The sequence below is a fragment of the Streptomyces sp. NPDC107575 genome, assembly GCF_055657265.1.
Genome location: NZ_JBVKBG010000005.1, coordinates 502333 through 525263 on the forward strand (window position 1 = coordinate 502333; position 22931 = coordinate 525263).

Sequence of the window (22931 nt, forward strand, 5' to 3'; positions counted from 1 at the left end):
TGCGTCGCGTCGGTACGCGGTCGGGCCGGCAGGCCCAGTGGGCGGGTTCAGCGGGCCATGACGGCTCCGGCCCGCTCCTCCTCCGAACTCGGCTCGCTCTGACGGACGTTGAGGAACGAGACCATCACGAAGGCCGCGCCGTACAGGACGACGAACGCCCACACCACTCCGGCATTGCCGAGGCCGACCGAGAGGACGGCGGCGACGACCGCGGAGCCGAGGAACGAGGCACCTCCGGCCGCCGTGGTGTACATGGCCATGGCCGCGCCCTTGAACTCGGCCGGGACGAGCGCGGGCATGATCGCGCCCATCGGTACGAACCCGGCGAGCAGGCAGCCGAACACGCAGCCCGCGACGACGGACACCCAGAAGCCCCAGGTGGAACCGGCGGGCACCAGCTGCGGCACGTACCACCAGGCGAGCAGTCCGACGGAGGAGCCGAACACACCGAACCACTGCACGGTGCGGCGCCAGCCCCAGCGGTCGCCGATGGCGCCGAACAGGGCGTTGACCAGGATGTTCGTCGCGTAGACGAGGACGGTCATGGTGAGCCAGCGGCTCTGTCCCCAGCCCCGGTCGTCCGCGATGACACCGGGCAGGATGATGAACATGCCGTACTGGGGCGCGGTGTTGATGAGCCGCACGAGGAAGCCCATCAGGACCTTGGGCTGACGTGCCGTCAAGCGCAGTCCTGCGGAGAGGACTTCGAAGGCGGACTTGTCGGCCGGCGCCACGCGCTGCGAGCCGTGCGGCTCCTTGACAGCGAACCGGGCGATCAGGAAGCCGATGACCACCAGGGCGGTGGAGGCCGCCATGGCGCCGGTCTCGCCGCCGGTCGAGCCACCGAACGCCGGGATCATGCCGAGCGCGAACAGCGAGCCCAGAGTGGGCAGTCCGCCGGTGAACATGACGTAGAACCAGCCGACGGCCGCGCCGTTGCGCTCCTTCGGCGACACGAGGTTCACCCACACCAGGAAGGCGAAGGCGAACAGCGGATAGCCGAAGCCGCGCAGGAAGTAGGTGAGGAAGACCATCGGCATGCTGCCGGCGGCGAGCCCCGCCAGGAACAGCACCTCGAAGACGACCCACACGACGGTGCCGAGGAGCATGACCCGGCGCGGGCCCCACAGGTCGGTGAGGGCGCCGGACAGATAGCTGCCGACCAGCACGGACACGCCGTACATGGAGATGATGGTGCTGGCCGTCGCGGTGGTGCTGCCCAGGACGTGCTCGATGTGCGGGGCGATGAAGTTGGACTCGGTGCCGTTGCCGGTCATGAAGACCAGGACGGCGACGAAGCCCCAGCGCAGCGAGTGGGGTATGCCCATGCGGTCGAGCCGGGTCTCGTGGGCCTTCGCGGGCCCTGCGGCCGCGGCCGTCACGAGGCCACCGCGTCGGCCTCGGCGTTGGGCAGGATCGACACCTTCACGGAGGCGCCGGAGGTGTCCGCGACCAGGTCGAGCGCCTTCTGGAAGTCGCGCAGGCCGAACTGGTGGGTGCAGATGTCGTCGACCGGCACCTTGCCCTCCTCCAGGAGGCGGATCGCGGCGGGCCAGCAGTGCGGGCCCAAGTGGGCGCCGCGGACGTCGAGTTCCTTGTCGTCGGAGATGATCGACCAGTCGACCGTGACGTCCGAGCCGAAGACCGAGTACTCGACGTACGTGCCCAGCTTGCGCAGCAGGTTGAGGCCCTGCGCGACGGCGGGCGTCGCGCCGGTGCCCTCCAGGTAGACGTCGGCGCCGTAGCCGTCGGTGAGCTCCTTGACGCGGGCGACGACGTCCTCCTTGGCCGGGTTGAGGACGATGTCGGCGCCCGTGCGGCGGCCCAGTTCGAGCTTGTTGTCGTCCAGGTCGAGCGCGATGATCTTCAGCGGGTTCTTCTGGCGGGCGCCCGCGATCAGGCCCAGGCCGATGGGGCCGCAGCCGGCGACCACCACGACGTCCTCGAAGTGGATGTCGGCGCGCTCCACCGCGTGCAGCGCGCAGGACAGCGGCTCCGCGTACGCGGCGTGGTGCGGCTTGAGGTCGTGGGAGACCTTGTGGGCGCGGGCCTTGGGCGGAACCACCATGTACTGCGCCATGGCGCCGTGGTGGTTGCGGAAGCCGAACATGTCGTGCGGGCCGCACATCCAGTACTGACCGCGCCGACAGTAGCGGCACTCCTCACAGGGCACGATCTGCTCGCAGGCTATGCGGTCGCCGACCTGCACCCCGTGGGCCGCGAGGGCGGCGTCCTCACCGGCGGCCACCACGCCCACGAACTCGTGACCGGGGATGATGCCGCGCTGCGCCCACGCCGGACGGTTCTCGTCGCCCCAGAACTTGGGGGCGCCGTGGTAGCACTTGAGATCGCTCGCGCACACCCCCACCGCCTCGGTCCGCAACAGCAGTTCGCCGGGTCCCGGTGTGGGGACATCGACCTCTTCGAGGCGATAGTCCTCGGGCCCGTGGACGACCACGGCCTGCATTCGCTTCGGCACACTGATCACTACTACCTCCATTGGCAGTCGGCTCTTGCGCAGATGAGATGCGGTTGGGGACACGGATCCGTGTGGGGATGGATCCGGTGGGTTCGCGGTGTTGGTGTGTGGTTCGGGTGGCTCAGGCCTCGGGTGTTCCCGGGCGCAGGGCTGCGACCTGCACGGTGACGCCGTCCTCGCGCAGCGCTTCCAACTCGGCCGCGGAGATGCGGTCGTCGACGATCACGAGGTCGAAGTCGGAGAGCGGGGCGACCCGGTGCAGCGCCCGCTTCCGGAACTTGGTGTGGTCGACGAGCAGGATCCGGCGCTGGGCGGCCTCCAGGAGCGCCCGCTTGACCAGGATCGCCTCCTGCGACTGGTGGTAGCAGTGGCCGTCCGCGACCGCCGACGTCGAGATGAACACGGTGTCGGCGCGCAGGGGTTTGATGTGGTCGCAGGTCGCCATGCCCTGGAAGGCGTCGTAGTGCGGGTCGTAGCTGCCGCCGAGCGAGATCAGCTCGATGCCGGGCCGTCCCGCCAGCGCGTTGACGATGGCGAGGAAGTTGGTGATGACGGTGAGCGGTCCGCTCTCGGGCAGCGCGCGGGCGAGGGCGAGCGAGGTGGTGCTGTCGTCCAGCAGGATCGCCTGGCCCCGGTCGATGTGCTCCAGGGCGGCGCCGGCCAGCGCCTTCTTCGCCTCGCCCTGCTGCGTCGTCCGGTAGCGGACGTTGCTCTCGAAGAGCACGGACTGCTGAGCCGTGGCCGCCCCGCGTGTCTTGCGGAGCCACCCCTCGTCGGCGAGGCGGTCCAGGTCGCGGTGGATGGTCATCACGCTGACCCCCAGCTCGCGCGCCAGGTCCTCGATGCGGGCCGAGCCCAGCTCGAGGACCCGGTCGCGGATGCGCTCCTGGCGCGCCTGCGGGCTCAGCAACTCGGCCGATCCCGTGGGGAGTTCATCGGTGCTCACGGCGTTTCCCTTCCTGCCACTGCCCGACAAGCTAACAGCGAACCCCTCAAACACAACACCCCTCGTGTTAGGAATGTGTTCTGCCTTGTGATGCCTGACTGGTTCCGCCTTGTGATGCCCGGCCGGTTCCGCCTCGTGATGCCTGGTCGCGCTCGCGGTGCCGGGCCACGGCGTCGTTGTTGGCGCAGCGCACCGAGCAGTAGGCACGGCGGCCGCCCCGGGAGGTGTCGACGAAGGCCAGGGCGCAGCCGCGGCGCGCGCAGCGGCCCAGCCGGCCGGCGTCGGCGGAGCAGATGACGTAGGCGAGTCCGGCGGCGGTGACGGCGCGGATGTGTGCGGCCGCGTCGGCGCCGATCGCGCTGTAGTGCAGGTGGGGGCGGCCGTCGTGCAGGGAGATCCGGGGGCTGCTCGACGCGTCCGCGAGCAGTTCGTTGACCGCGTGGCACCGCTCCTCGAGGTCCTGCCGCCCGAAGCACACGGCCAGGCGGCGGCTCCAGTCCCAGATCGACTCGGTCTGCGCGGTGGTGAGTGCGCGGTTCACGACGCCGTGCGCGGCGAGCAGTGTCTCCAGGGTCTCGGGGCGCGGCGGCTCCGTCAGGTTGACCAGGTCCGCCGCGAGCCGGGCGGCTTCGCCGCCGTAATGGTTGAAGTGCATAAGGGCATTACAGCACCGTGTGTCGCGGGCCGTGCCGAAGGCGCCGGCACCGAGCGTGCGGAGGACGCGGATGGACACGACGGTGGAGAGTCCACGCCCGCGGTCGCGCGGAGCCACGGCGGCACCGGCGCTGATGCTCGCCCAGATCGCCAGCCTCCAGGTGGGTTCCGCCGTGGCGAAGAGCGCGTACGCCTCCGTGGGCCCCACGGCGGTGGCCGGGATGCGGCTGTGCTTCGCCGCCGTGATCTTTTGGCTGCTCGTCCGGCCCCGGCTGCGGGGCATCACGGCCGCTCAGTGGCGCGCGGCGGTCGCGCTCGGTCTGGTCCTCGCGGCCATGAACCTGGCCTACTTCCAGGCCATCAGCCGGCTCCCGATCGGTGTGGCCGCGACGCTCGAACTGCTCGGCCCGCTGGCCCTGTCGATCGCGCTGTCCCGCCGGGTCGAGCATCTCGTGGTGGCACTGCTGGCTCTGGCGGGCGTACTGCTGCTGGCGGCACCGGGCGCCTCGCTGCCCGCCGCCGGGCTCCTCCTGGGCGGCGCCGCCGCGGTGTGCCGGGCCGGGTACGTGGTCCTGAGCCGCCGGGTCGGCCATCTGTTCCCCGACTGGACGGGCCTGACGCTGGCGCTGGCCGTCGGCGCCTGTGTGCTGACCCCGGTCACCGCCGTCACCGACGGCCACCGGGTGGCGGCCCACCCGCCCGTCCTGTTCACCGGGCTCCTCGTGGCACTGCTGTCCTCGCTGATCCCGTACGCGCTGGACATGACGGTGCTGCGCCGCATCGACGCCCGAGCCTTCGGTGTGCTGCTCGCACTGAGCCCCGCGGTGGCCGCGGGGGTCGGTTTCGTGCTGCTGGACGAGGAGTTGACCGGGCGGCAGTTGGGGGCGGCCGCGCTGATCGTCGCGGCCGGTGTGTGGTCGGTGCGCAGGGCAGCCCGGTGAAGTACTGAAGCCCAGCCCCCCTCAGTTCCCCAGCCCCTCAATTCCGATGTGCGGCCCGATCTTGCCCGGGATACGTTTCTGAAACCGGCTGGCTTTGGAGAGGGGCAGGTGGCGGGTGATGCGGCCGCAGAGATGGCGGCTCAACGCGACTTCTCATGTGCCACGGTTCTCCCTGCTCGTACCGCTGCTGGGATTTCTCGCGGGTGGCGTATGGGGAATCGTCACCACCGTAATGGACCAGATCCTTTCCTCGACACCGACAATCGGGAACGACCCGGATTTCCAGGCATTCCGCGATCCGAGCAAGGCGGTCATCGAATCGGTCGGGCCGCCCATGCTCACCTTCATCGGTGTGGTCTTCTCCCTGACCCTGGTCGCGGTTCAGATGGCCGCCGAGAACCTCACGCCACGCGTGGTGCGTCTGTTCATGCAGAGCCGGGTGACGAAAACCGCCCTGGCGCTCTTTCTGGGGACCTTCTTCTACACGCTCGTGGTGCGGTATCTGTCTTTGCGGGTCGAGGACCAGCGGGGCCGGAAGGACGTCTTCGTCCCTTTCCTCTCCGGCTTCTTCACCATGGTGCTGGTGACCTGCTGCGTCCTGGCCTTCATCGCGTACGTGCAGCACACGCTGCGTCTCATGCGCTTGACCGAGGTCATCGACCTGCTCATGCGGGAAACACTCAAGAGCGTGCGCCTGGTCCAGGGGCTGAGCCGGGCACAGGAGCCTTGCCCCGAGGAGGACCGCGCCGCGGAACACGAAGTATTTCACGAGGCGCTCCCGGGCGTACTGATCGGATTCCACAGGAAAGCACTGGTCAAAGAAGCGCGCAGAAGTAAATGCCGGCTGCGGTTGCTGGCCCGTACCGGGGACTATCTCGTACCGGGCAGTCCGCTTTTCGTGGTGCACGAAACGGAGAACGCGGCGGTGCGTCGGCCGGAACGCTTTCGGCGGCACATCCGCACCGGCAGCGAGCGCGGTTCGGCGGAGGACGTGGCCTTCGGGCTTCGGCAGCTCGTGGACATCGGGCTGCGGGCGCTGTCCGGTTCGGTCAACGACCCCACCACCGCCGTGCAGGTGCTCGACCGGATTCACGTCGTCCTCACCGCCTGCGTGCGCGCGCCGTGGGGAAACATCGAGCACCGCGACAGGGCTGGCGTCGTCCGGCTGGTCGAGCTCTCCCCCTCGTGGGACGACCTGGTGGTCCTGGGGTGCGAGGAGATGCTGCTGCACTGCGGCCCCGCGCCGCAGGTGACACGGCGATTCGCCGCACTCCTGCGGGACCTGGAGGTCCTCGCCCCGCCGGAGCGGCGCGCGGTGCTGGCGGGCTACCGGGAACGCCTGGCGCAGCACGTGGAACGCGCCTTCCCCGACCCCGAGCGACGGCTGTTCGCCGCGGAGCCGGATCGGCAGGGGATCGGGTGACCGTGCGCATGCCGTCGTCCGAGCCGTCGTCCGAAAGGAGGGGCTGTGGGGTCGTGGTTCACGCGTGAGATCGTCGACCAGGGGCAGCTCCCGCTGTTCTGTCTGCTGGCGGCGTTCATCGTCACGTTCGGGTTCATCCGGTTCAGTGTGCGCATGATCCGGGCCCAGGTCCGGTGGTGGCCCGGCAATGTGACACCGGGCGGCCTGCACATCCACCACGTCGTCTTCGGTGTGGTGTTCATGCTGCTCGGCGGCGTGGGCCTGGTCGCCGTGCGCGGCCCCACCCTGGTGGTGCAGTCGTGCCTGGCCGCCTTCTTCGGCATCGGGGCGGCTCTGGTGCTCGACGAGTTCGCGCTCATCCTGCATCTGCGGGATGTCTACTGGCAGCGCGAGGGACGCGCCTCCGTCGAGGCCATCTTCGTCGCCGTGGCGGCCATCAGCCTGATGCTCATGGGGTTCCGCCCGGTGCCGCTGATCGACGCGAAGACCGATCTCGGCGACTCCGCGTCCCTGGCCGTCTCCGTCGTCTTCTGGTTGCTGCAGGCATCCCTCGCCGTGATCACGCTGCTCAAGGGCAAGTTGTGGACCGGCCTGATCGGCGTGTTCATCAATGTGTTCCTCGTGGTGGGCGCCATCCGTCTGGCCCGGCCGAATTCGCCGTGGGGCCGGGCACGCTATGCGCCCGGTTCCCGAAAGGCCGTTGCCTCCCGTCGGCGGGAGGCCCGCTGGTGGACGCCCATCAACCAAAAGAAGATCGCGGTGCAGGAACTGCTCGCGGGCAAGCACAACCTGGCGCCCGAGGAGCCTCCGGGCGAGGCGGACCGGGATTCGAGGTAACGGAAGGGGCATCCCCACATGGCCACCAGCGTTTCGACCGAGTCCCCCACCACGGCGCTGCCGGAGAGTGACGGTCCCCGACCGTGGACGCGGAAGGTACCGAAGGCCGTTTCGGCCGCCTTCGCCGCGGTGGCTGCCTACTGCGCGCTGATCGCGGTCGTCGCGCCGCTGCGCCGGCTGCTGCACCCGGTGACACGCTTCCTGGACACACTCACCGTCCCCGTCAGCGCCAACCTGGCCTACGCGGCCTTCCTGCTGCTGCTCGCCGGGGCGGCCGCGGCCCGCAAGAAGGTCGCCTGGTGGCTGGTCGTGGTCTATCTCGGCCTGCTGATCGTGGCGGACGCGGTGGGTGTCTGCTTCGGACTGTTCGCCGAGTCGCTTCCGTCCCTGATCGTGTGCGCGGTCGTCCTGGTCGTTCTGCTGCTCGCACGCCGCGAGTTCCGCGCGCGGACCCGGCACGGCTCGCTGCGCCGGGCGCTGTCGGCGCTGCTGCTCGGGCTCGTCGTGGCCGTCCTCGTGGGCTGGGGGCTCGTCGCGCTCTTCCCCGGCAGCCTCCGGGCCGGTCAACGGCTGATCTGGGCGGCGGACAAGGTCTGTGGTGGCCTGGTGTCGGCGAGCCACTACGACGGCTCCCCGCCCCGCCCGCTGACCTTCTTCCTCGGGCTCTTCGGCGCCCTGGTCCTCCTCAACGCCTGCGCGGTCCTGTTCCGCTCGCAGCGCATGGAGGCGGCCCTGCACGGCGACGAGGAACCCCGCCTGCGTCTCCTGCTCGCCGCCTATGGCGCGCACGACTCCCTGGGCTACTTCGCCACGCGCCGCGACAAGGCGGTGGTGTTCTCGCCCAGTGGCAAGGCCGCCGTCACCTACCGCGTCGAGGCAGGTGTGTGTCTCGCCAGCGGTGACCCCGTCGGCGACCGGGAGGCCTGGCCGCACGCGATCGCCGCATGGCTCGACGTGGCCCGCGGGTTCGGCTGGTCCCCCGCCGCGATGGGCGCCTCCGAGGACGGGGCGACCGCCTTCGCCCGGGCCGGCCTCGGCGCTCTGCAACTGGGCGACGAGGCCATCGTCCACACCGCCGACTTCGACCTCGGCCACCGCGACATGCGCGTCACCCGGCAGGCCGTCGGCCGGGTGCGGCGCAGCGGTGCCACCTGCCGTATCCGCCGCCACTCCACCCTGACCGACGCGGAGATGCGGGACGTCGTCGACAAGGCGGACGCCTGGCGCGACACCGAGACCGAGCGCGGGTTCTCCATGGCCCTCGACCGCCTCGGCGACCCGCTCGACGGTGACTGTCTGCTGGTCGAGGCGCTCGGGGAGGACGGCCGGCTGCTGGCGCTGCTGTCCTTCGTGCCCTGGGGCAAGGACGGTGTGTCCCTGGACCTGATGCGCCGTGACCGCAGCGCGCCCAATGGTGTCACCAAGTTCATGGTCGCCGAGCTCTGCGAGGCCGCCTCCCGGTTCGGCATCCGCCGGGTCTCGCTGAACTTCGCCGTGTTCCGCTCCGCGTTCGAGGAGGGCGCGCGGATCGGCGCGGGCCCGGTGCTGCGGCTGTGGCGCAGACTGCTCCTGTTCTCCTCCCGCTGGTGGCAGTTGGAGAGCCTGTACCGCGCCAACGCCAAGTACCGCCCTCAGTGGTATCCCCGTTTCATCTGTTACGCGGATGCCGCCTCCCTCGCCCGGATCAGCCTCGCCTCCGGTATCGCCGAGGGCTTCGTCTCCGTCCCCTCGCTGCGCCGCCTGTGGGGCAAGGGCCACACCACCTCCGCGGTCACCGCCCCGGCGACCACCGCACACCTGCCGCCCATCGAGGCACTGGAGCCGGGCCAGGACAGGCCCGAGGAGCGCGCGGCCTCCCGGCAGCCGGAGCAGGTGCGGATGCGCCACCGCAAGCTCGACCGGCTGCTCGCGAAGGGCGTCGACCCCTACCCCGTGGCCGGCCCCGCCCACACCCACACACTGGACGAGGTCACCGCCGACCTCGCCGGCCAACAGGTCGCCGTCGCGGGCCGGCTGATGTTCGTACGCGACTTCGGCGGCATCGTCTTCGCCGTGCTCCGCGACTGGTCGGGCGACCGGCAGCTCGCCCTCAGCCGGGACCGTGCGGGACAGGACCTCATCGACACCTTCACGGCCGACACCGACATCGGCGACCACGTCTCGGTCACCGGCCCAGTCGGCGCGAGCGACAGCGGCGAGGTCACCGTCTTCGTCACCGACTGGACGCTCACCGGGAAGTGCCTGCGCCCGCTGCCCGACAAATGGCACGGCCTGTCCGACCCCGAGGCCAAGGTCCGGCGCCGCTACCTCGACCTCGTGACGAGCCCCGACACCCGCGACGTGGTGCGCGCCCGCTCCGTCGCGGTGCAGGCGCTGCGCCAGGGCCTGCTGGAGCGCGGCTATCTGGAGGTCGAGACGCCGATGCTGCAGCAGATCCACGGCGGCGCCAACGCCCGCCCGTTCACCACCCACATCAACGCCTACGACCTCGACCTGTATCTGCGCATCGCGCCCGAGCTGTATCTGAAGCGGCTCTGCGTCGGCGGCCTGGAGAAGGTCTTCGAGATGGGCCGCACCTTCCGCAACGAGGGTGTCTCCTTCAAGCACAACCCCGAGTTCACGATGCTGGAGGCCTACCAGGCGCACGCGGACTACGACGTGATGCTCGATCTCACCCGCGAGCTGATCCAGGACGCCGCCGTCGCCGCCTTCGGTTCGCCCGTCGCCCGCAAGGACGGCGTCGAGCACGACATCTCGGGACCCTGGCCGGTGAAGACGGTGTACGGGGCGATCTCCGAGGCACTCGGCGAGAGCGTCGACGCGGACACCGAGCTGCCGCGGCTGCTGCGGCTCTGCGAGCGGGCCCAGGTGCCGTGCGCACCCGACGAGGCCCGCGGGGACGTCGTCCTGGAGATGTACGAGCGGCTCGTCGAGAAGAAGACGCAGCTGCCCACCTTCTACAAGGACTTCCCCACCGACGTCTCGCCGCTGACCCGCCAGCACCGGGGCGACCCCAGACTCGCCGAACGCTGGGACCTCGTCGCCTTCGGCACCGAACTCGGCACCGCCTACAGCGAGTTGACCGACCCCGTCGAACAGCGCCGTCGCCTCACCGCCCAGTCGCTGCTGGCCGCCGGGGGCGACCCCGAGGCCATGGAGCTGGACGAGGACTTCCTCGACGCCCTCGAGTACGCGATGCCGCCCACCGGCGGACTCGGCATCGGCGTCGACCGGCTCGTCATGTTCCTCACCGGACGCACCATCCGCGAGACCCTGCCCTTCCCACTGGTCCGCAGGCACTGACCGCGCCCGACGCGAACGACAGCCCCTAGGCTCGTCTCTTGTCCCGCGAAGGCGATGGAAAAGAGGACTGAGTTGCATGACTGAAGGAACGAGACCGTCCGTCATACGGTCGCCCGGTGTTCCGCACCTGATGGCGGTGGTGCTCTTCTGCTTCTCGGGGTTCGCGCTGCTGTTGCCGGTGTCCCCGCAGTGGGCGCTGGACGGAGGGGCCGACGAGTTCGGTGCCGGGCTCGTCACCGCGGTCCTGATGACCATGACGGTCGCGTCCCAGCTGTGCGTCAAGGCCACGCTCCGCAAGCTGGGCTGGGCGCGTACGTTCGCGCTCGGCGCCCTGCTGCTCGGCCTGCCCGCCCCGCTGCAGGCGCTCAGCGACAACCTGTGGCCGATTCTGGCCACCACGGCGCTGCGCGGCGCGGGCTTCGGCATCATGACCGTGTGCGGGGCCACCGCCGTGGCGGCCCTGGCCCCGGCGGGTCGGCAGGGCGCGGCCATCGGTGTCTACGGCCTGTCGATCGCGCTGCCCCAGATGGTGCTGACCCCGGCGGCGCCGGCCCTGGTCGCGGCGTTCGCCCTGCCCGCGATCCTCGTGTGCGGCATCCTGCCGGTGCTCGCCCTGCCGTTCACCCCTGGCCTGGGACGCGCGCTCGACGCCGACACCGACACACCCTCGCCCGACCCGGACGCCGACCCCGGTCCTTCCGCCTCCCGGGCGGCGACGGTGGCCACGCTGCGGCGCATCCTGATGCCGGTGGTCCTGCTGCTGCTCGTGACCGTGGCCGGCGGCGCGATCCTCACCTTCACCCCGCAGTTCGCCGGCTCGCCGGGAGCGGCCGCCGGGGCGCTGGTCACGTTCACGGCGACCGCGGCGGTGACCCGCTGGAGCTGCGGCGTGCTCGCGGACCGGTTCAGCGCCCGGCCGCTCAACTTCGGCCTGCTGCTCGCGGCGTGCGCGGGGCTCGGCCTCGTCGCCTGGGCCGTCCGTTCCGGTCCTGCCGTCCTTCCGGCCCTGCTGGCCGGGCTCCTGCTGCTGGGCGCGGCGTACGGAGGGCTGCAGAGCGTCACCCTCGTCCAGGCGCTGAACCGCGCGGGCGTGGAGAACCGGCACACCACATCCGTCGCCTGGAACATCGGCTTCGACGCGGGCACCGGCCTCGGCTCACTCCTGCTGGGCCTCGCCGCCCAAGTGTCCACCTTCTCCGTCGGCTTCCTGCTGATGGCGGTGGCGACGGCGATCGCGGCGGTGGTGACCCTGCGCACCGGCGGCGGCCCCGCCACTCCCCCGTCACCTCCCCGGGCGGACGGCTCCACGGAGCCCACCCACAACGACAAGCAGCGCGGCACCCTCTCGGACTGCTAGGCGGCGCGGGGCGCGGGCGCCCGCCCGGTCGGCATCCCGCTACGCTCCGCGTCCCGCCCGCCTACCGCCGACTGCGTACGAGCCGCAGCTCCCGGGTCTCCAGAGGCCGCGGCGCACCGGTGATGCGAGCCCCTGTTCGGTGCGGGCCGAGGGCCTTCCGCGGGTCCCGGACCGCCCCGAAAGCAGGGGCCGTTCGGCCCGGCGCCCGGGAGCGGAACCGCTGCTAGCCTCCAAAAAAGCTGCCGCGTTCTCACGGGGGCAAGGGGGAGCGGCCATGGCCAAGGGTTCATACGATGCGTACCGGAAGGCGCTCGGGGACGTCTACCGCGGCTGGTGGCTGGCCTGGCCGTTGACGGAGCGCGTCGCGGTCGGCGACGTACGCAAGTGGCACCGCCGCGGCTCGGTCCCGGCGGGCAGCCTCGCGGAGCGCGGCATCGAGGCGAAGCGGGGCCCCGCGGGCGCGCCGGGTGACATCACGTACGACGCCGGAGGCACGGTCGCCGTACGTTTCAAGGCCGCGGGCGTCGCGGCGCAGGGGTTCTCTTCGGTGGCGGCGGCCGAGGCCGGTGCGCTGGTGGAGTTCCGGGACGAGCACAGCGCCCTGATCGTCTACACCGGACTCGAACAGTCGGGCCTCGCGGACCTCGCGGCGCTGGCCGGTTCCCTGGTGCGGCGGCTGTGGCGGGGTGACTGGGACCCGGATCTGCTCGTCGTCTCCGACGTGGTCGCCGCCCGCGCCGGCACGGTCCTCATCGCCGACCAGAAGGGCGCCAGCGCCGAACTGCGGCTCGAAGGAGCGGTCGGCCCGGGACCGTTGCAACTGGTCGACCTCGCCGGCCGGGCCGCCTTCAGCGCGTCGAGCCGCCTGGGCCTGAACTGGACCGGGACGAACCTCACCCCCTGCTATCGGGTCCTCCGGATCCGCAGGACGTGGCTGAAGCGCGTCCGGGAGGAGTACGGAACGCCGCAGCCCGGCCGTGGTCTCGCCGCGGGGCCCGTGCCCCCGGTCCTGCTGGACGAGGCCCACGACGAGGCCGGGGCGGTCGTCGAACACGTGGAGCAGACAGGGCGCAGGGAGCCCACTCGTCCGGTCGAGACGGGGGGACCGGCCTGAGCGCGGAGCACGTGGCGCGTCGGGCGCGGCGCGTGACAGCACAGCACGGCACAGCACGACCTTACGGGGGCCGACATGACCGACGTAGTTCTCTGCATCACTGAGGACCGGGTCCGACTGGACACGAGTACCGGTGAGTTCACATGGGCACTGGGCGACGAGCTGGTGGAGATTGCGAAGGATCCGGCCGGCGACAGGGCCTCGGAATTCACCGAGGCGCTGGAAGTCGGGGCGACGTCCCAGCAGCGGGCCGACATCGGTCTCCGGCTGTGCCGGGCGGTGTTCGACGCGTCGCCCGCCGGTATTTGGCAGGAGCTGCGGGACGAGGCTTCCGACAAAGACCCCCTGCGGGTCAGGGTGGACATCGAGTGCCCGACGCTCGCCCACCTGCCCTGGGAGTTGATGCGCGACAGGCGGCAGGCGTGGTGGCGCAACAGCCGTGTGCTGCTCCGTCGCGGGCGGCGCGTCGGCGCCGCCGTGGAGAACCCGCACGAGAAGGGGCCCCTGCGCGTTCTGCTGGTGGTGTGCAATCCGAGCGACCGCCGTCTCCTCGCCGACCGTGAGCTGGCGATGATCGGCGCGGCCCTCACACATCTGCCCGGCCGGGTGCACACCGAGGTGATCGACGGCCCGAGCCTGCGTGAACTGATCACCGAAGTCACCCATGTACAGCCGCACGTACTGCACTTCATCGGGCACGGCATGCGCGCGGTCGCCGGGGACAGGGGAGGCATTCACTTCAATGTGGCACAGCCCGTGATCCTGCCCCAGGGCCCGCACCGGGAGGTACCCGAGGAGACCTGGACGCTCGGTCCTGAACAGATGGAACACCTCTACGTGTCCTGGAAGCCGCGGCTCGTGGTGCTCAACGCCTGTCGGCAGGCGCACGCTCCGGCGGCCGACTTCGCGGATCTGATCGAGACGTGTCTCGAACAGGGCTCCTTGGCGGTGGTCGCCATGCAGGCCGACATCGAATCGCCCGCCGCCGCCGAGTTCTCTCATTCGCTGTACCAGGACCTGGCCGAGGCCCAGTCGATCGACGCGGCCGTGGCCGCGGCCCGGAATCATCTCCACATAGACGACTCGGACGGACCTTCGTGGGCGCTGCCGGTCCTCCAGTGCGGCGTGGAGGACCCCCGCGACGTGGTGCGGGTGGAGTTCGGGCGCCCGGAGCCCGAACTGACCCGGTTGAACCAGAGTTGGCCGTTCGCCGAGCTCGCGATGTTCGTGGGGCGGGCCAAGGAGCGCCGTACCGGCTGGTGGGAGCCGGCCGAGGACCCGGCCCCACCGGACCGTGTCCTCGCCATCACCTCCGCACGCCGCAGGTCCGGCAAGACGTGGCTCGCCAAGTGGTGTCTGCTCACCTGCATGCTGCGCGGCGAGGACGTCACGTACGCGGACCTCGCCGACTACGCGGCACAGGGCGACGGGGACGAGCCGGTGACCCTGGACTGGCTGGCCGTGCTGCGGGCGCTGCGCGAGGCGTGCACGGACTCCGGGCGGCAGCCCAACGCCATGCAGGCCACGGAGTTCGCCAGGTTCAACCAGGTGCTCAACCTCGCCGCGCAGGGCGGCCGGCGGTGGGCAGAGCGGGGCCCGTCACCCGCGTTCGACCTCGGCGGTCCCTTCGAGGTGGACGCCGATCGACACGCCGAGACCCGTAGGGCCGAGATCTTCCAGGCCTTCCTGAACACCCTGCGCAACCGGACCATTGCTCGCCGCCGCCCCCACCTGCTGGCCATCGACAACGCCCAGCGGATCAGCGAGCCCGAATTCCGGGACGCCCTCCTGCCGTTGCTCCTCGGCCCCGTGCAGGCCTACCAGGGCGATTTCCCGCTGCGCATTCTGGCCGTGGCACCCCAGAGCTGGCCGGGGTTCCGGCATCTGCACAAGTTCATGCAGGGCTCCCCCGTGGTCCTGACGGACTTCCAGCAACCCCATTACAAGCGGCTGGCCAGGGAGTTCTGGGAACGTCAGCGGCACGGGAACGCGGTCTTGCGACGCCGGGACTTCCAGGACTTCGAGGCGCTGCTGGAAAGCATCAACGGGCCGGAGGGAAACTCGCAGTCGTTTCCCATCGGGGTGTACCAGGAGGCCCTTGGCATGTGGCTCAAGAAGGCCACCGTCGACGGCATGGAGGAGGCGGGATGATGTCCGATCCTGACGCGCGGCTCGATGCTGCCCTCTCCGAACTCGTCGACCGCCTCGGCCGGGGTGAGTCCCTGGCCGACATCCAGCGCACTCTGCTGCCCGACGACTGGACGGACACCCTCAGGGCCGCGGCTCTCGCGCGGCTCTTCGACGAGGAGGCATACGACTCGGTCATCCGGCCCTTCGTGGGCGGAACAGCCCCCAGCCTCACCGACCTGCTGCGCGGCGGTGCCGTCGAGGACCTGCTGGGTCGCGACGCCAGGGCAAGGACCGCCGTCCGGCGTCAGCGCCCCTGCTACCAGGTCCCGGACACGTACCGCTCCGCGTATCTGCTCCCCTGGCTCGAGGAGGGCAGCCCCCCTCCGTACCCGAAGCGACTGGTCGAACTCGAACGGCAGTTGAGCGAGCACTGGGCCTCCCGGAACCGCCCGGCCGAGCAGCTGCGCCACCTGATGCTCGCCGACCCGGAGGACGCCGCCGCGCTCTTCGACGACCTGTTCCTCGCCAGTGACACCGCGCGTGACTTCACGCGCTGCCAGGACCTCGTCGACGTACTCACGGAACCGGACCGGGCGGCGATCGCACCGCGCCCGCTGCTGCGGCTGGCCGAGGACCGGGCCGGGTATCTGCGGGCGCGCACGTACTGGGCCGCCGACTACGCCCGCTGCGCGCAGTTCCTGGAGCCGGACGGGCTGTGGGAGCGGGCCAGGCGGCTGCTGTCGGCGCAGGGCCCGCGGGTGTGGCAGATGCACGGCACGGGCGGCACCGGAAAGACCATGCAGCTGCGCTGGCTGGTGTCCCGCAAGGCGGTCACCGCGGAGGCGGACATCAACTGCGCCCGGATCGACTTCGACGTCATCGATCCGCTGAACGCGGCGCACTGGCCCTGGCTGCTGCTCCTGGAGGCGGCCGAGCAGCTCGAACAGCGTTTGCCGCAGCGGGTGTTCACGGGGCTCGACAAGTACGCCGCGTACCGCTCCCTGCTGCGCCGTCCCACCTCGCGCTCGGCCGCGGAGGCGGCCCGCGGCATCCGGTCGCAGGACGAGGGCCGCATCGAGCGCGAGGTCGTCGAGGCGTTCACCTCCCGGTTCAACAAGGGCTTCGGCACGGAGCGGCCCGTGCTCCTCGTGGTGGACACCCTGGAGGAGGTCGTGCTGCGCAGCGCCTCGCACACGGACGGCCTGCTGCGCCTGCTCGGCGAGACCGTGCGCGCCTGCCCGGCGCTCCGCCTGATCCTCTCCGGCCGCCCCGATCTGAGCATCCGGCACGGCCGGGCGCTCGCCTCGCTCGGTGACTACGAGAACGTCCAGGTGGTGCAGTTCACCCCCGACGAGGCGGACCGCTATCTGCGCGACGTACGCGACGTACGGCATCCGGAGCTGCGCGACATCATCGTGCGCCGCAGCTCCGGCATGCCCTTCCATCTCGCGCTCTTCGCGGATGTCACGGACCAGAATCCCGATGTCACCGCGGAGGAGCTGGGGAGCCTGCGGGACCCGCTGATCCGCTACCTCGTCAAGCGGGTGCTGCGGCGCATCGAGGACCCCGTCGTGCTGTGGCTGGTGCGCTACGGGGTGATCCCCCGGCGGCTGCGCCGCGAGCACGTCCACGACATCCTGCGGCCCCATCTGGAGAAGCGGATGACCGCCGGGCCCACGCAGGCGGCGGACGACCCGCTGACCGACGCGCACCAACTGCACGGCGAGGGCACGGTCTTCCCGCCGGTGCCGCCGCCGGACCGCGAGCGCCTCGACGACGCCTGGGGCAAGCTGCTCCAGTACGCGGGCGGCTCCTCCTGGATCAGCGAGGTCGCGGGCGACGAGGAGTCGGTGGTCTTCCACAGCGTGGTCCTCGGGCCGATGCGCGACCTGATCTCCGACAAGAACGTCTTCACCGAGCTGCACCGGGACTTCGCGCGCCGCTTCGAGCAGCGCGCCGCCGAAGCCGGAGAGGCCGATCCGGAGAACTGGGCCTGGTATCTGCGCGAATCCCTCTACCACCGCTTCCAGATGCGGGACCCGCGGGCGCCCCGGCGCTGGCGCGAGGCGATGGAGCGCGCCTGGGCGGGCGGGAACACCGACCAACTGCGCGGCCTCGCCGAGGAGATCCTCGGGGACGAGTACGTGGAGCGCGACGTCCCGCGCCAAGTGCGCGGCGGCACCGTCATCACGTTCTCACTGATGGCCGAGGCCCATCTGAACATCGCCTACGCCCAGTTCCGCGAGGCCATGGCCGAGGGCACGCCCTCGGAGGCGCACGACCACGTGTGGGCGGACATCGAGCTGCATCTGACCCGCTCCGAGGAGCTGTTCGCGCAGGGCGGCGTCAGCCCGCGGGACCGGCCGCACTCGGTGCGCGAGGACGTCGTACGGGCCGCGATGCTGGGCCTCGGCGGGAACGCCGGGGACGCGGTGCAGCTGCTCGACGAGCATGTGCTGACGCGCGGGGAGCTCCCCACTCTCGAGCGGCTGTGGGCGCTGAGCATCCGCGCCGCACAGCTGCGCCTGCTGCGCTCCCCGGACACGGCGGCGGCGTACCACCAAGTCCTCGTCTTCGCACGGGAGATGGGCCAGCGGGTCGTCGCGGCGACCGCCGCATCCGCGGAGGCGGCGCAGCGCCGGCTCATGGGCGATGTGGGCCGCGCCATCGAGCTGTATGCGCAGGCCGCCGAGCTGCTGGAGAAGGCGGGGCAGCCCACGTTCCAGGCCGTCGCCCAGCGGGCCGGTCTGCTGCTGCGCTGCCGGCGCCCGCAGCAGGCCCTGACCGTGCTCGACACGGCACGCGTGACGACGCCCTCGGAGCAGGCGGACAAGGCGCGGCTGCAGGCCAAGGCGCAGTTGCTGCTGGGCCGGGAGGAGCCGGCGCTCTCCGCGATCCACCGCGCCGACGTCGCCGCGGGGCAGTTGCAGGGCGCCGAGCGCTACCGGCACCTCGCGCAGAACGCCCAGCTGCGCGGCGTGGCCTTCGGCGAGCTGCAGGAGCTCTCGGACGCCAACGACTGGTTCACGAGCGCGGCGGGCCTGTGGTCCGAACTCGGCTATCTGACGGGCGAGCCCGAGTGCCACTATCTGTTCGCCCGTTTCCTGCTGCGCGACAGCATGGACTTCACCTCCGCCCACCGCCTCCTGGAACCCAAGGAATCCCCGGGCCAGGAACCGGAGTTCGCCCTGCGCCTGCACCTGCTCGCCCGCGAATGGGCCAAGCGCACCCAGGGCGTGACGTCCGTCGAGGGTCTGCCGATGCCGTACGGCGAACTGCCCGCGCTGGTCCGCCCCTTGCAGGTGCTGTGCCGTATCGCGGCGCTGACCGAGGACCAGGATCCCGGGGAGCAGCTGCGGCAGTTGGAGCGGGCACTGGGCGAGGTGCGGCCCGCTCAGGCGCGCCTGGCGACCCTGCGCGATCTGGTCGACAACCCGGCGCTCGAGAACCGGGTGCCCTGGCCGCTGCTGCGCCCCTTCTACGAGATGACGGACGACGGCGACAACCCCGATCAGGCGCTGGCCAGGCTGCTGATCGCCCAGGTCGGCGGCGCCGATCCGGCCCGCCTGGAACGGGCGGTGGCGAGCCTCGTCGAGGAGGCCGGCGAGAACCGGCTGATCGTCTGGCGGTGCGGGCGCATCGCCGCGCGGCTCGGCCAGCGAGAGCCGGCCGTCGAGCTGCTGCGCCGGGTGCCGTGGGAGCAGCCGCGCACCGTGCCGAGCGGCACGCCGCGCGTTCCGCACGCCCGGCTCGCACTCGCCGCGCTGGTCCTGCTCGCCGGGATCGAGCCGGATCGCACCGCGGCCGTTCAGGCCTTCCACCGCGCCGTCGCGCTGGCCTCGCACACCGGCATCGTCCAGCACAGCCTCCCGCAGACGCTGACCGACTGCGCGCGACGCGTCCAGGTCGACGGAGTGCCCGAGCGGATCCAGGACCTGTTGCTCAGTCTGAGCTGGCCGGTGATGCGCGACACGGACCGGCAGGACGATCTGCGCCTCTTCCAGGACTGGCCGGGCGAGCGGACGCTGGCGCTGCGCCGGCGCCCGGACATCGACCCCGTGGACGACGAGGCCTCGCCCCACCCGGCGAAGCTGGCGGCCTGGCACTCCGACGAGTGGCTCCTGCGGGCCGCTCTGAGCAAGTCCACGCTGCGCCGGCTGCGGTTCGCCCGGCTCGAGTCGGAGGACCCCACGGCGCACGCGCTGCCGTGGGAGATGACGCTGCAGCACGCGCTGGCCGCGGCGGGCGACGACGAACAGCCCGTGATGTACCGCACGCTGCCCTCCGCGGCCCGCCGCATCGACGTGCGCTGGCTGCAGCTCCGGCTGAACCGGCGGCTCGGCCTGAGCCTCGACGTCGACGGCCTCGTGGGTCCCGAGACCCGCAAGGCCCTGCGGCGCGTCCAGCCCGGGGACCCGACTCCGGGGCGGCCGCTCGTCGGCCCAGAGACCAGGCGCGCGCTGCAGCGGGACGAGACCCGCGAGCCGGGGCCGCGCAGGGTCCTGGTGTTCAGCACGAAGCAGGAGGAGCGGGTGGTGCCTCTGTCGTACTGGCAGCGCCGCCTCCACCCGCAGCAGCGCCGGTTCCCGATCAAGCTGGTCGTGGTGGACTCGGTGACCGAACTGACCGCCCGTGTGACCGCGCCCCCGGACGGCACCGACGTCCTGCACATCGCCGCCCCGCTGCGCCAGCGCGACGGCATGCCGTACCTGGACTTCTCGCCGCCCGGTCACACCCGCCGACTGGAGAGCAAGGCGCGTGGCTCGGACCTGTTCCCGAGTCAACTGTCGCGCTGGCTGGCCGGGTTCGCGCCCGGGAGCACGCCGCTGGTGGTGCTCGATCCGCCGTGCCCCGGTTCCGAGGTGGACCTCCACGTCCAGTTGGCGCTGCGCAATCTCTTCGCGGCGCAGCTGTTCCGGCTCGGGGACTGCCCCGCGATCGTGTGCACGGGCCTGTTCCCCGAGAGCGGCCTCGAGCACATGCTCGCCTTCTACCGGGCGCTGTCCGAGGAGGCCGCTGTGGCGCACGCGGTACGCAGCATGCGCGCGGGGGCCGGTGACGGAGGGGAGGACCGAGGCACCACGTTCGACACCGACGAGGACGCGCTCAGGGCGACGGCCCTGTACGCGGCGTCCTCCGCGCTGCTGCGCTGCCCGATGGGTCAGTCGTGACACCGTCGGCGGAGCTGGAGTCACTGCTCGACGGCCTCAAGGACGAACTGGCCGCGTGGCGCGGGCTGACGGTCGGCACGAAGGCCCCACTGGAGAAGCACAGCACCCAACTCCGTTCGGTGGAGGCGATGTTGAGCGAGGGCGTCGCGACGGCGCGCGCCGAGCTCGCCGCCGGTTCCGGGGCGGCGGTCCTGCACGTACTGATCCTCGATCTGCACCACGTCTGGGACTACTTCCGCTCGAAGTTCGCGCTGCGCAGGCTGGCGGAGTACCGCGGCTTCCTCGACGCCGCGGACGAACTCGCCTGGGCGTGCTACGCGGGCCCGCTGAAGGCTGCGCTCGCGGCGGGGCACACCCGGTCCAAGGAGCCGCCGCTCGTGTCGTTCAGCCGGGAGTCGGCGCCACGTGCGCACCGGCGCGGCGGGCAGTACCGCGAGCTGCTGCCGCGTGGCGGCATGCACACGCGGGCGGGCGTCCAGCTGGTGCGCAGCCTGCCGTTCCCGGTGATCGACGTGCCCTGGTACTACGGCTCGCACGTGCCCGCCGTGCTCACCGTCGCGCACGAGGTGGGCCATCACATCGAGGACGACTTCGGCCTGACGGACACGATCGCCGCGCGGCTCTCGGGCACCTCGCTGCCGCGGGCGTGGTTCGGCGAGGTGTTCGCGGACGTGTGCGCGAGCCTGGCCTGCGGGGTGGCGTATCCCGCGGTGCTCGCCGACGTCCTGGGCACCCTGGAGGCCGAACCGGCCGCGGATGCACAGGAGTTGACGACACATCCGCCGCCCGACACCCGTCTCCGGATCTGTTGCGCCGTCGTCGAGCTGACCGGCCAGCCACACCCGACGGCGTGGCCCGCGCCGGTGGACGGCGGCGATCCCTCCTCGACGAGGGTGGCGCGGGCCCTCCTCGACGACGGCTACCCGCAGTTCGGCCGCCGCCGCCTCCCGGATCTGCTTCCTTCGGCGTCGGCCGCCCGGCTGCACGCCGACCGTCTGCTGGCGGGGGTCCCGTCCGGCCTCACCCGTGTCCCCGAGGTGTTCGCCGCGGCGGCGCTGGCGTTCCTGACGGACCCGGCGGAATACCGGGCCCGCCGGATCGGGGCCCGGGCGGTTACCGAGGCCCTTGCGCTACGGCCCGAGGGGCCTCGTGCCGAAGTCACGGGCACCGCGGGGAACGGCGGGCGGGACACGTCGGCAGGTGAGGCAGGTGCCTCTCTGCTGCGTGCGCTACGAGCGGTGGAGCCGGACGAAATGACGGAGTCGCGGCCGGACCTCAGGCCGGCGCCGCCCGCCGGTCTCTGACGATCGACCGGGTCATGGCCGTCACGCCCACGGCGGGCCCCACCGCGAGCACCAACAGCGCGACCCGCCACGACGTGTGCTCGACCAGGACGGGAACACCCCACAACGTGAGCGCGGTGGTGGAGTAACCGAGCGCGAGCTGCAACGACAGCGCCCCGCCCACGTAGTCGGGGTCGGCCCGTTCGGTGACCAGCGCCGAGAACTGGGCGGAGTCGGCCACCACCCAGAACCCCCAGAAGACACACACCGCGACGATCAGGCCGGACGGCATCGCGTCGACACCAGCGGCGAGCAGCAGCGCGGCCCCACCGGAACACACCAGGCAGATCCGGGCGGCGGGGGCCCGCCCCCAGCGGTCGCCGAGCACCCCGCCCACGAGACACCCGATCGCGCCGACCCCGATGCACACGAAGGCGATGGTGGAGGCCAGCGCGTCGGTCCGGCCCGACTCCTCGACCACCGGGACGCTTGCCAGCAGCGAGGCCACCGTGCCCCACATCGCGTACAGCTCCCACATGTGTCCCACGTATCCGAGGTCGGCGAGCACGACATCGCGATTGCGCAGCGACCGCAGGGCGCCCCCTACGGTGACCCTGCGGCGCGGGAACGGGTAGGGGCCGGGCGCCCGCAGGGAGAGGGCGAGGACTCCCCCGCACGCTCCCATCAGCGAGGTCACCGCGATGACCAGATGCCAGTCCACGCCGCCCGCGGCGTTCACGGCGTGGGGCAGCGCCGAGCCGACGGTGAGTGCGCCGATCATGACGCCCAGCGCCTTGCCCCGTCCGGCGCGGAACCAGGTCGCGGTCTCCTTGAGCGCGGGCGGATACACCGCCGCGAGAAAGAACCCGGTGGCCAGCCGCAGGACGACGGCCGGCCACAGTCCGTCGGCGAGCAGCACCCCGAGATTGGCCACGGCCGCACCCAGCGCACCACCACACATCAACAGGCGGTTCGCCACCCGGTCGGCGAGACCCGACATCGCGGACGACACCGCGCCCACGACGAACCCGAGTTGCACGGCGACGGTGAGCAGCGCTCCGGACCCGGGGCTCAGCCCCCACTCCTCCTTCAACTGCGGCAGCACGAACGACGCGGAGAACCACACACTCATCGACAGCAGCGTGCTCGCCGCGACCACGGCAAGCGCGACACCGGGCGCCATCCGGGGCGTCTCCCCGGCGCGCTTCCCGAAGCCCCTCACGCCTTCACCAGCTCCCCTTGTCGGTCGGGCAGGGCCCCTACCTACCCACCACCCCCCGTTACACACCTGTA

General features: G+C 71.5%; 14 protein-coding genes. 9 read left to right on the top strand and 5 right to left on the bottom strand.

Annotated features, from left to right (window positions below; all coding sequences use genetic code 11):
• Positions 1 to 47 precede the first annotated feature (47 nt).
• The 4 genes from ACZ7L4_RS27030 to ACZ7L4_RS27045 all read right to left on the bottom strand — a co-directional run bounded on the left by ACZ7L4_RS27030 (position 48) and on the right by ACZ7L4_RS27045 (position 4080).
• Positions 48 to 1382: an MFS transporter gene (locus ACZ7L4_RS27030; protein ID WP_472106454.1), complete on the bottom strand. Its 1335-nt coding sequence runs from the start codon at positions 1380 to 1382 to the stop codon at positions 48 to 50.
• Positions 1379 to 2488, bottom strand: coding sequence for an alcohol dehydrogenase catalytic domain-containing protein (locus ACZ7L4_RS27035; protein ID WP_472106455.1), 1110 nt, complete (start codon positions 2486 to 2488; stop codon positions 1379 to 1381). The genes ACZ7L4_RS27030 and ACZ7L4_RS27035 overlap by 4 nt, the downstream gene beginning before the upstream one ends.
• 112 nt (positions 2489 to 2600) lie before the next feature.
• Positions 2601 to 3425 carry a DeoR/GlpR family DNA-binding transcription regulator gene (locus ACZ7L4_RS27040; RefSeq protein WP_450811167.1) on the bottom strand — a complete coding sequence of 275 codons (825 nt, stop codon included), beginning with the start codon at positions 3423 to 3425 and terminating at the stop codon, positions 2601 to 2603.
• A 67-nt stretch (positions 3426 to 3492) separates the two neighbouring features.
• On the bottom strand, positions 3493 to 4080 hold the full coding sequence (locus tag ACZ7L4_RS27045; protein WP_472106457.1) for a CGNR zinc finger domain-containing protein: 588 nt from the start codon (positions 4078 to 4080) through the stop codon (positions 3493 to 3495).
• A 70-nt stretch (positions 4081 to 4150) separates the two neighbouring features.
• Here ACZ7L4_RS27045 and ACZ7L4_RS27050 point away from each other — a divergent pair, with 70 nt between their 5' ends.
• From ACZ7L4_RS27050 to ACZ7L4_RS27090, 9 genes are all read left to right on the top strand, one after another.
• Positions 4151 to 5020, top strand: coding sequence for an EamA family transporter (locus tag ACZ7L4_RS27050; protein WP_472106459.1), 870 nt, complete (start codon positions 4151 to 4153; stop codon positions 5018 to 5020).
• Between the two features lie 118 nt (positions 5021 to 5138).
• Positions 5139 to 6443, top strand: coding sequence for a DUF2254 domain-containing protein (locus ACZ7L4_RS27055; RefSeq protein ID WP_472106461.1), 1305 nt, complete (start codon positions 5139 to 5141; stop codon positions 6441 to 6443).
• 45 nt (positions 6444 to 6488) lie between these two features.
• Positions 6489 to 7280, top strand: coding sequence for a hypothetical protein (locus ACZ7L4_RS27060; protein ID WP_472106463.1), 792 nt, complete (start codon positions 6489 to 6491; stop codon positions 7278 to 7280).
• Positions 7281 to 7298: 18 nt separating this feature from the next.
• On the top strand, positions 7299 to 10583 hold the full coding sequence (gene lysX / locus ACZ7L4_RS27065) for a bifunctional lysylphosphatidylglycerol synthetase/lysine--tRNA ligase LysX (RefSeq protein WP_472106465.1): 3285 nt from the start codon (positions 7299 to 7301) through the stop codon (positions 10581 to 10583).
• Between the two features lie 76 nt (positions 10584 to 10659).
• The gene (locus tag ACZ7L4_RS27070; protein WP_472106467.1) at positions 10660 to 11940 is read left to right on the top strand and encodes an MFS transporter; all 1281 of its coding nucleotides are present in this window, start codon (positions 10660 to 10662) and stop codon (positions 11938 to 11940) included.
• 274 nt (positions 11941 to 12214) lie between these two features.
• Entirely contained in the window at positions 12215 to 13054 is an 840-nt protein-coding gene (locus tag ACZ7L4_RS27075) for a hypothetical protein (RefSeq protein WP_472106469.1), read from the top strand.
• A gap of 75 nt (positions 13055 to 13129) precedes the next feature.
• Positions 13130 to 15205 carry a CHAT domain-containing protein gene (locus tag ACZ7L4_RS27080; RefSeq protein ID WP_472106471.1) on the top strand — a complete coding sequence of 692 codons (2076 nt, stop codon included), beginning with the start codon at positions 13130 to 13132 and terminating at the stop codon, positions 15203 to 15205.
• Entirely contained in the window at positions 15205 to 20355 is a 5151-nt protein-coding gene (locus ACZ7L4_RS27085) for a hypothetical protein (protein WP_472106473.1), read from the top strand. Before ACZ7L4_RS27080 ends, ACZ7L4_RS27085 begins: the two co-directional genes overlap by 1 nt.
• Positions 20352 to 21659: a hypothetical protein gene (locus tag ACZ7L4_RS27090; protein WP_472106475.1), complete on the top strand. Its 1308-nt coding sequence runs from the start codon at positions 20352 to 20354 to the stop codon at positions 21657 to 21659. The genes ACZ7L4_RS27085 and ACZ7L4_RS27090 overlap by 4 nt, the downstream gene beginning before the upstream one ends.
• Here ACZ7L4_RS27090 and ACZ7L4_RS27095 read toward each other — a convergent pair.
• Complete coding sequence (locus ACZ7L4_RS27095; RefSeq protein WP_472106477.1) at positions 21631 to 22860, bottom strand: MFS transporter; 1230 nt, start codon at positions 22858 to 22860, stop codon at positions 21631 to 21633. The genes ACZ7L4_RS27090 and ACZ7L4_RS27095 overlap by 29 nt on opposite strands.
• Between the last annotated feature and the right edge of the window lie 71 nt (positions 22861 to 22931).

Bases quoted from the DNA above. Each gene is read 5' to 3' on its own strand.
- ACZ7L4_RS27045 (WP_472106457.1), bottom strand. From the start codon at position 4,080: ATGCACTTCAACCATTACGGCGGCGAAGCCGCCCGGCTCGCGGCGGAC.
- ACZ7L4_RS27070 (WP_472106467.1), top strand. From the start codon at position 10,660: ATGACTGAAGGAACGAGACCGTCCGTCATACGGTCGCCCGGTGTTCCG.
- lysX (WP_472106465.1), top strand. From the start codon at position 7,299: ATGGCCACCAGCGTTTCGACCGAGTCCCCCACCACGGCGCTGCCGGAG.
- ACZ7L4_RS27075 (WP_472106469.1), top strand. From the start codon at position 12,215: ATGGCCAAGGGTTCATACGATGCGTACCGGAAGGCGCTCGGGGACGTC.
- ACZ7L4_RS27080 (WP_472106471.1), top strand. From the start codon at position 13,130: ATGACCGACGTAGTTCTCTGCATCACTGAGGACCGGGTCCGACTGGAC.
- ACZ7L4_RS27085 (WP_472106473.1), top strand. From the start codon at position 15,205: ATGTCCGATCCTGACGCGCGGCTCGATGCTGCCCTCTCCGAACTCGTC.
- ACZ7L4_RS27055 (WP_472106461.1), top strand. From the start codon at position 5,139: ATGCGGCCGCAGAGATGGCGGCTCAACGCGACTTCTCATGTGCCACGG.
- ACZ7L4_RS27050 (WP_472106459.1), top strand. From the start codon at position 4,151: ATGGACACGACGGTGGAGAGTCCACGCCCGCGGTCGCGCGGAGCCACG.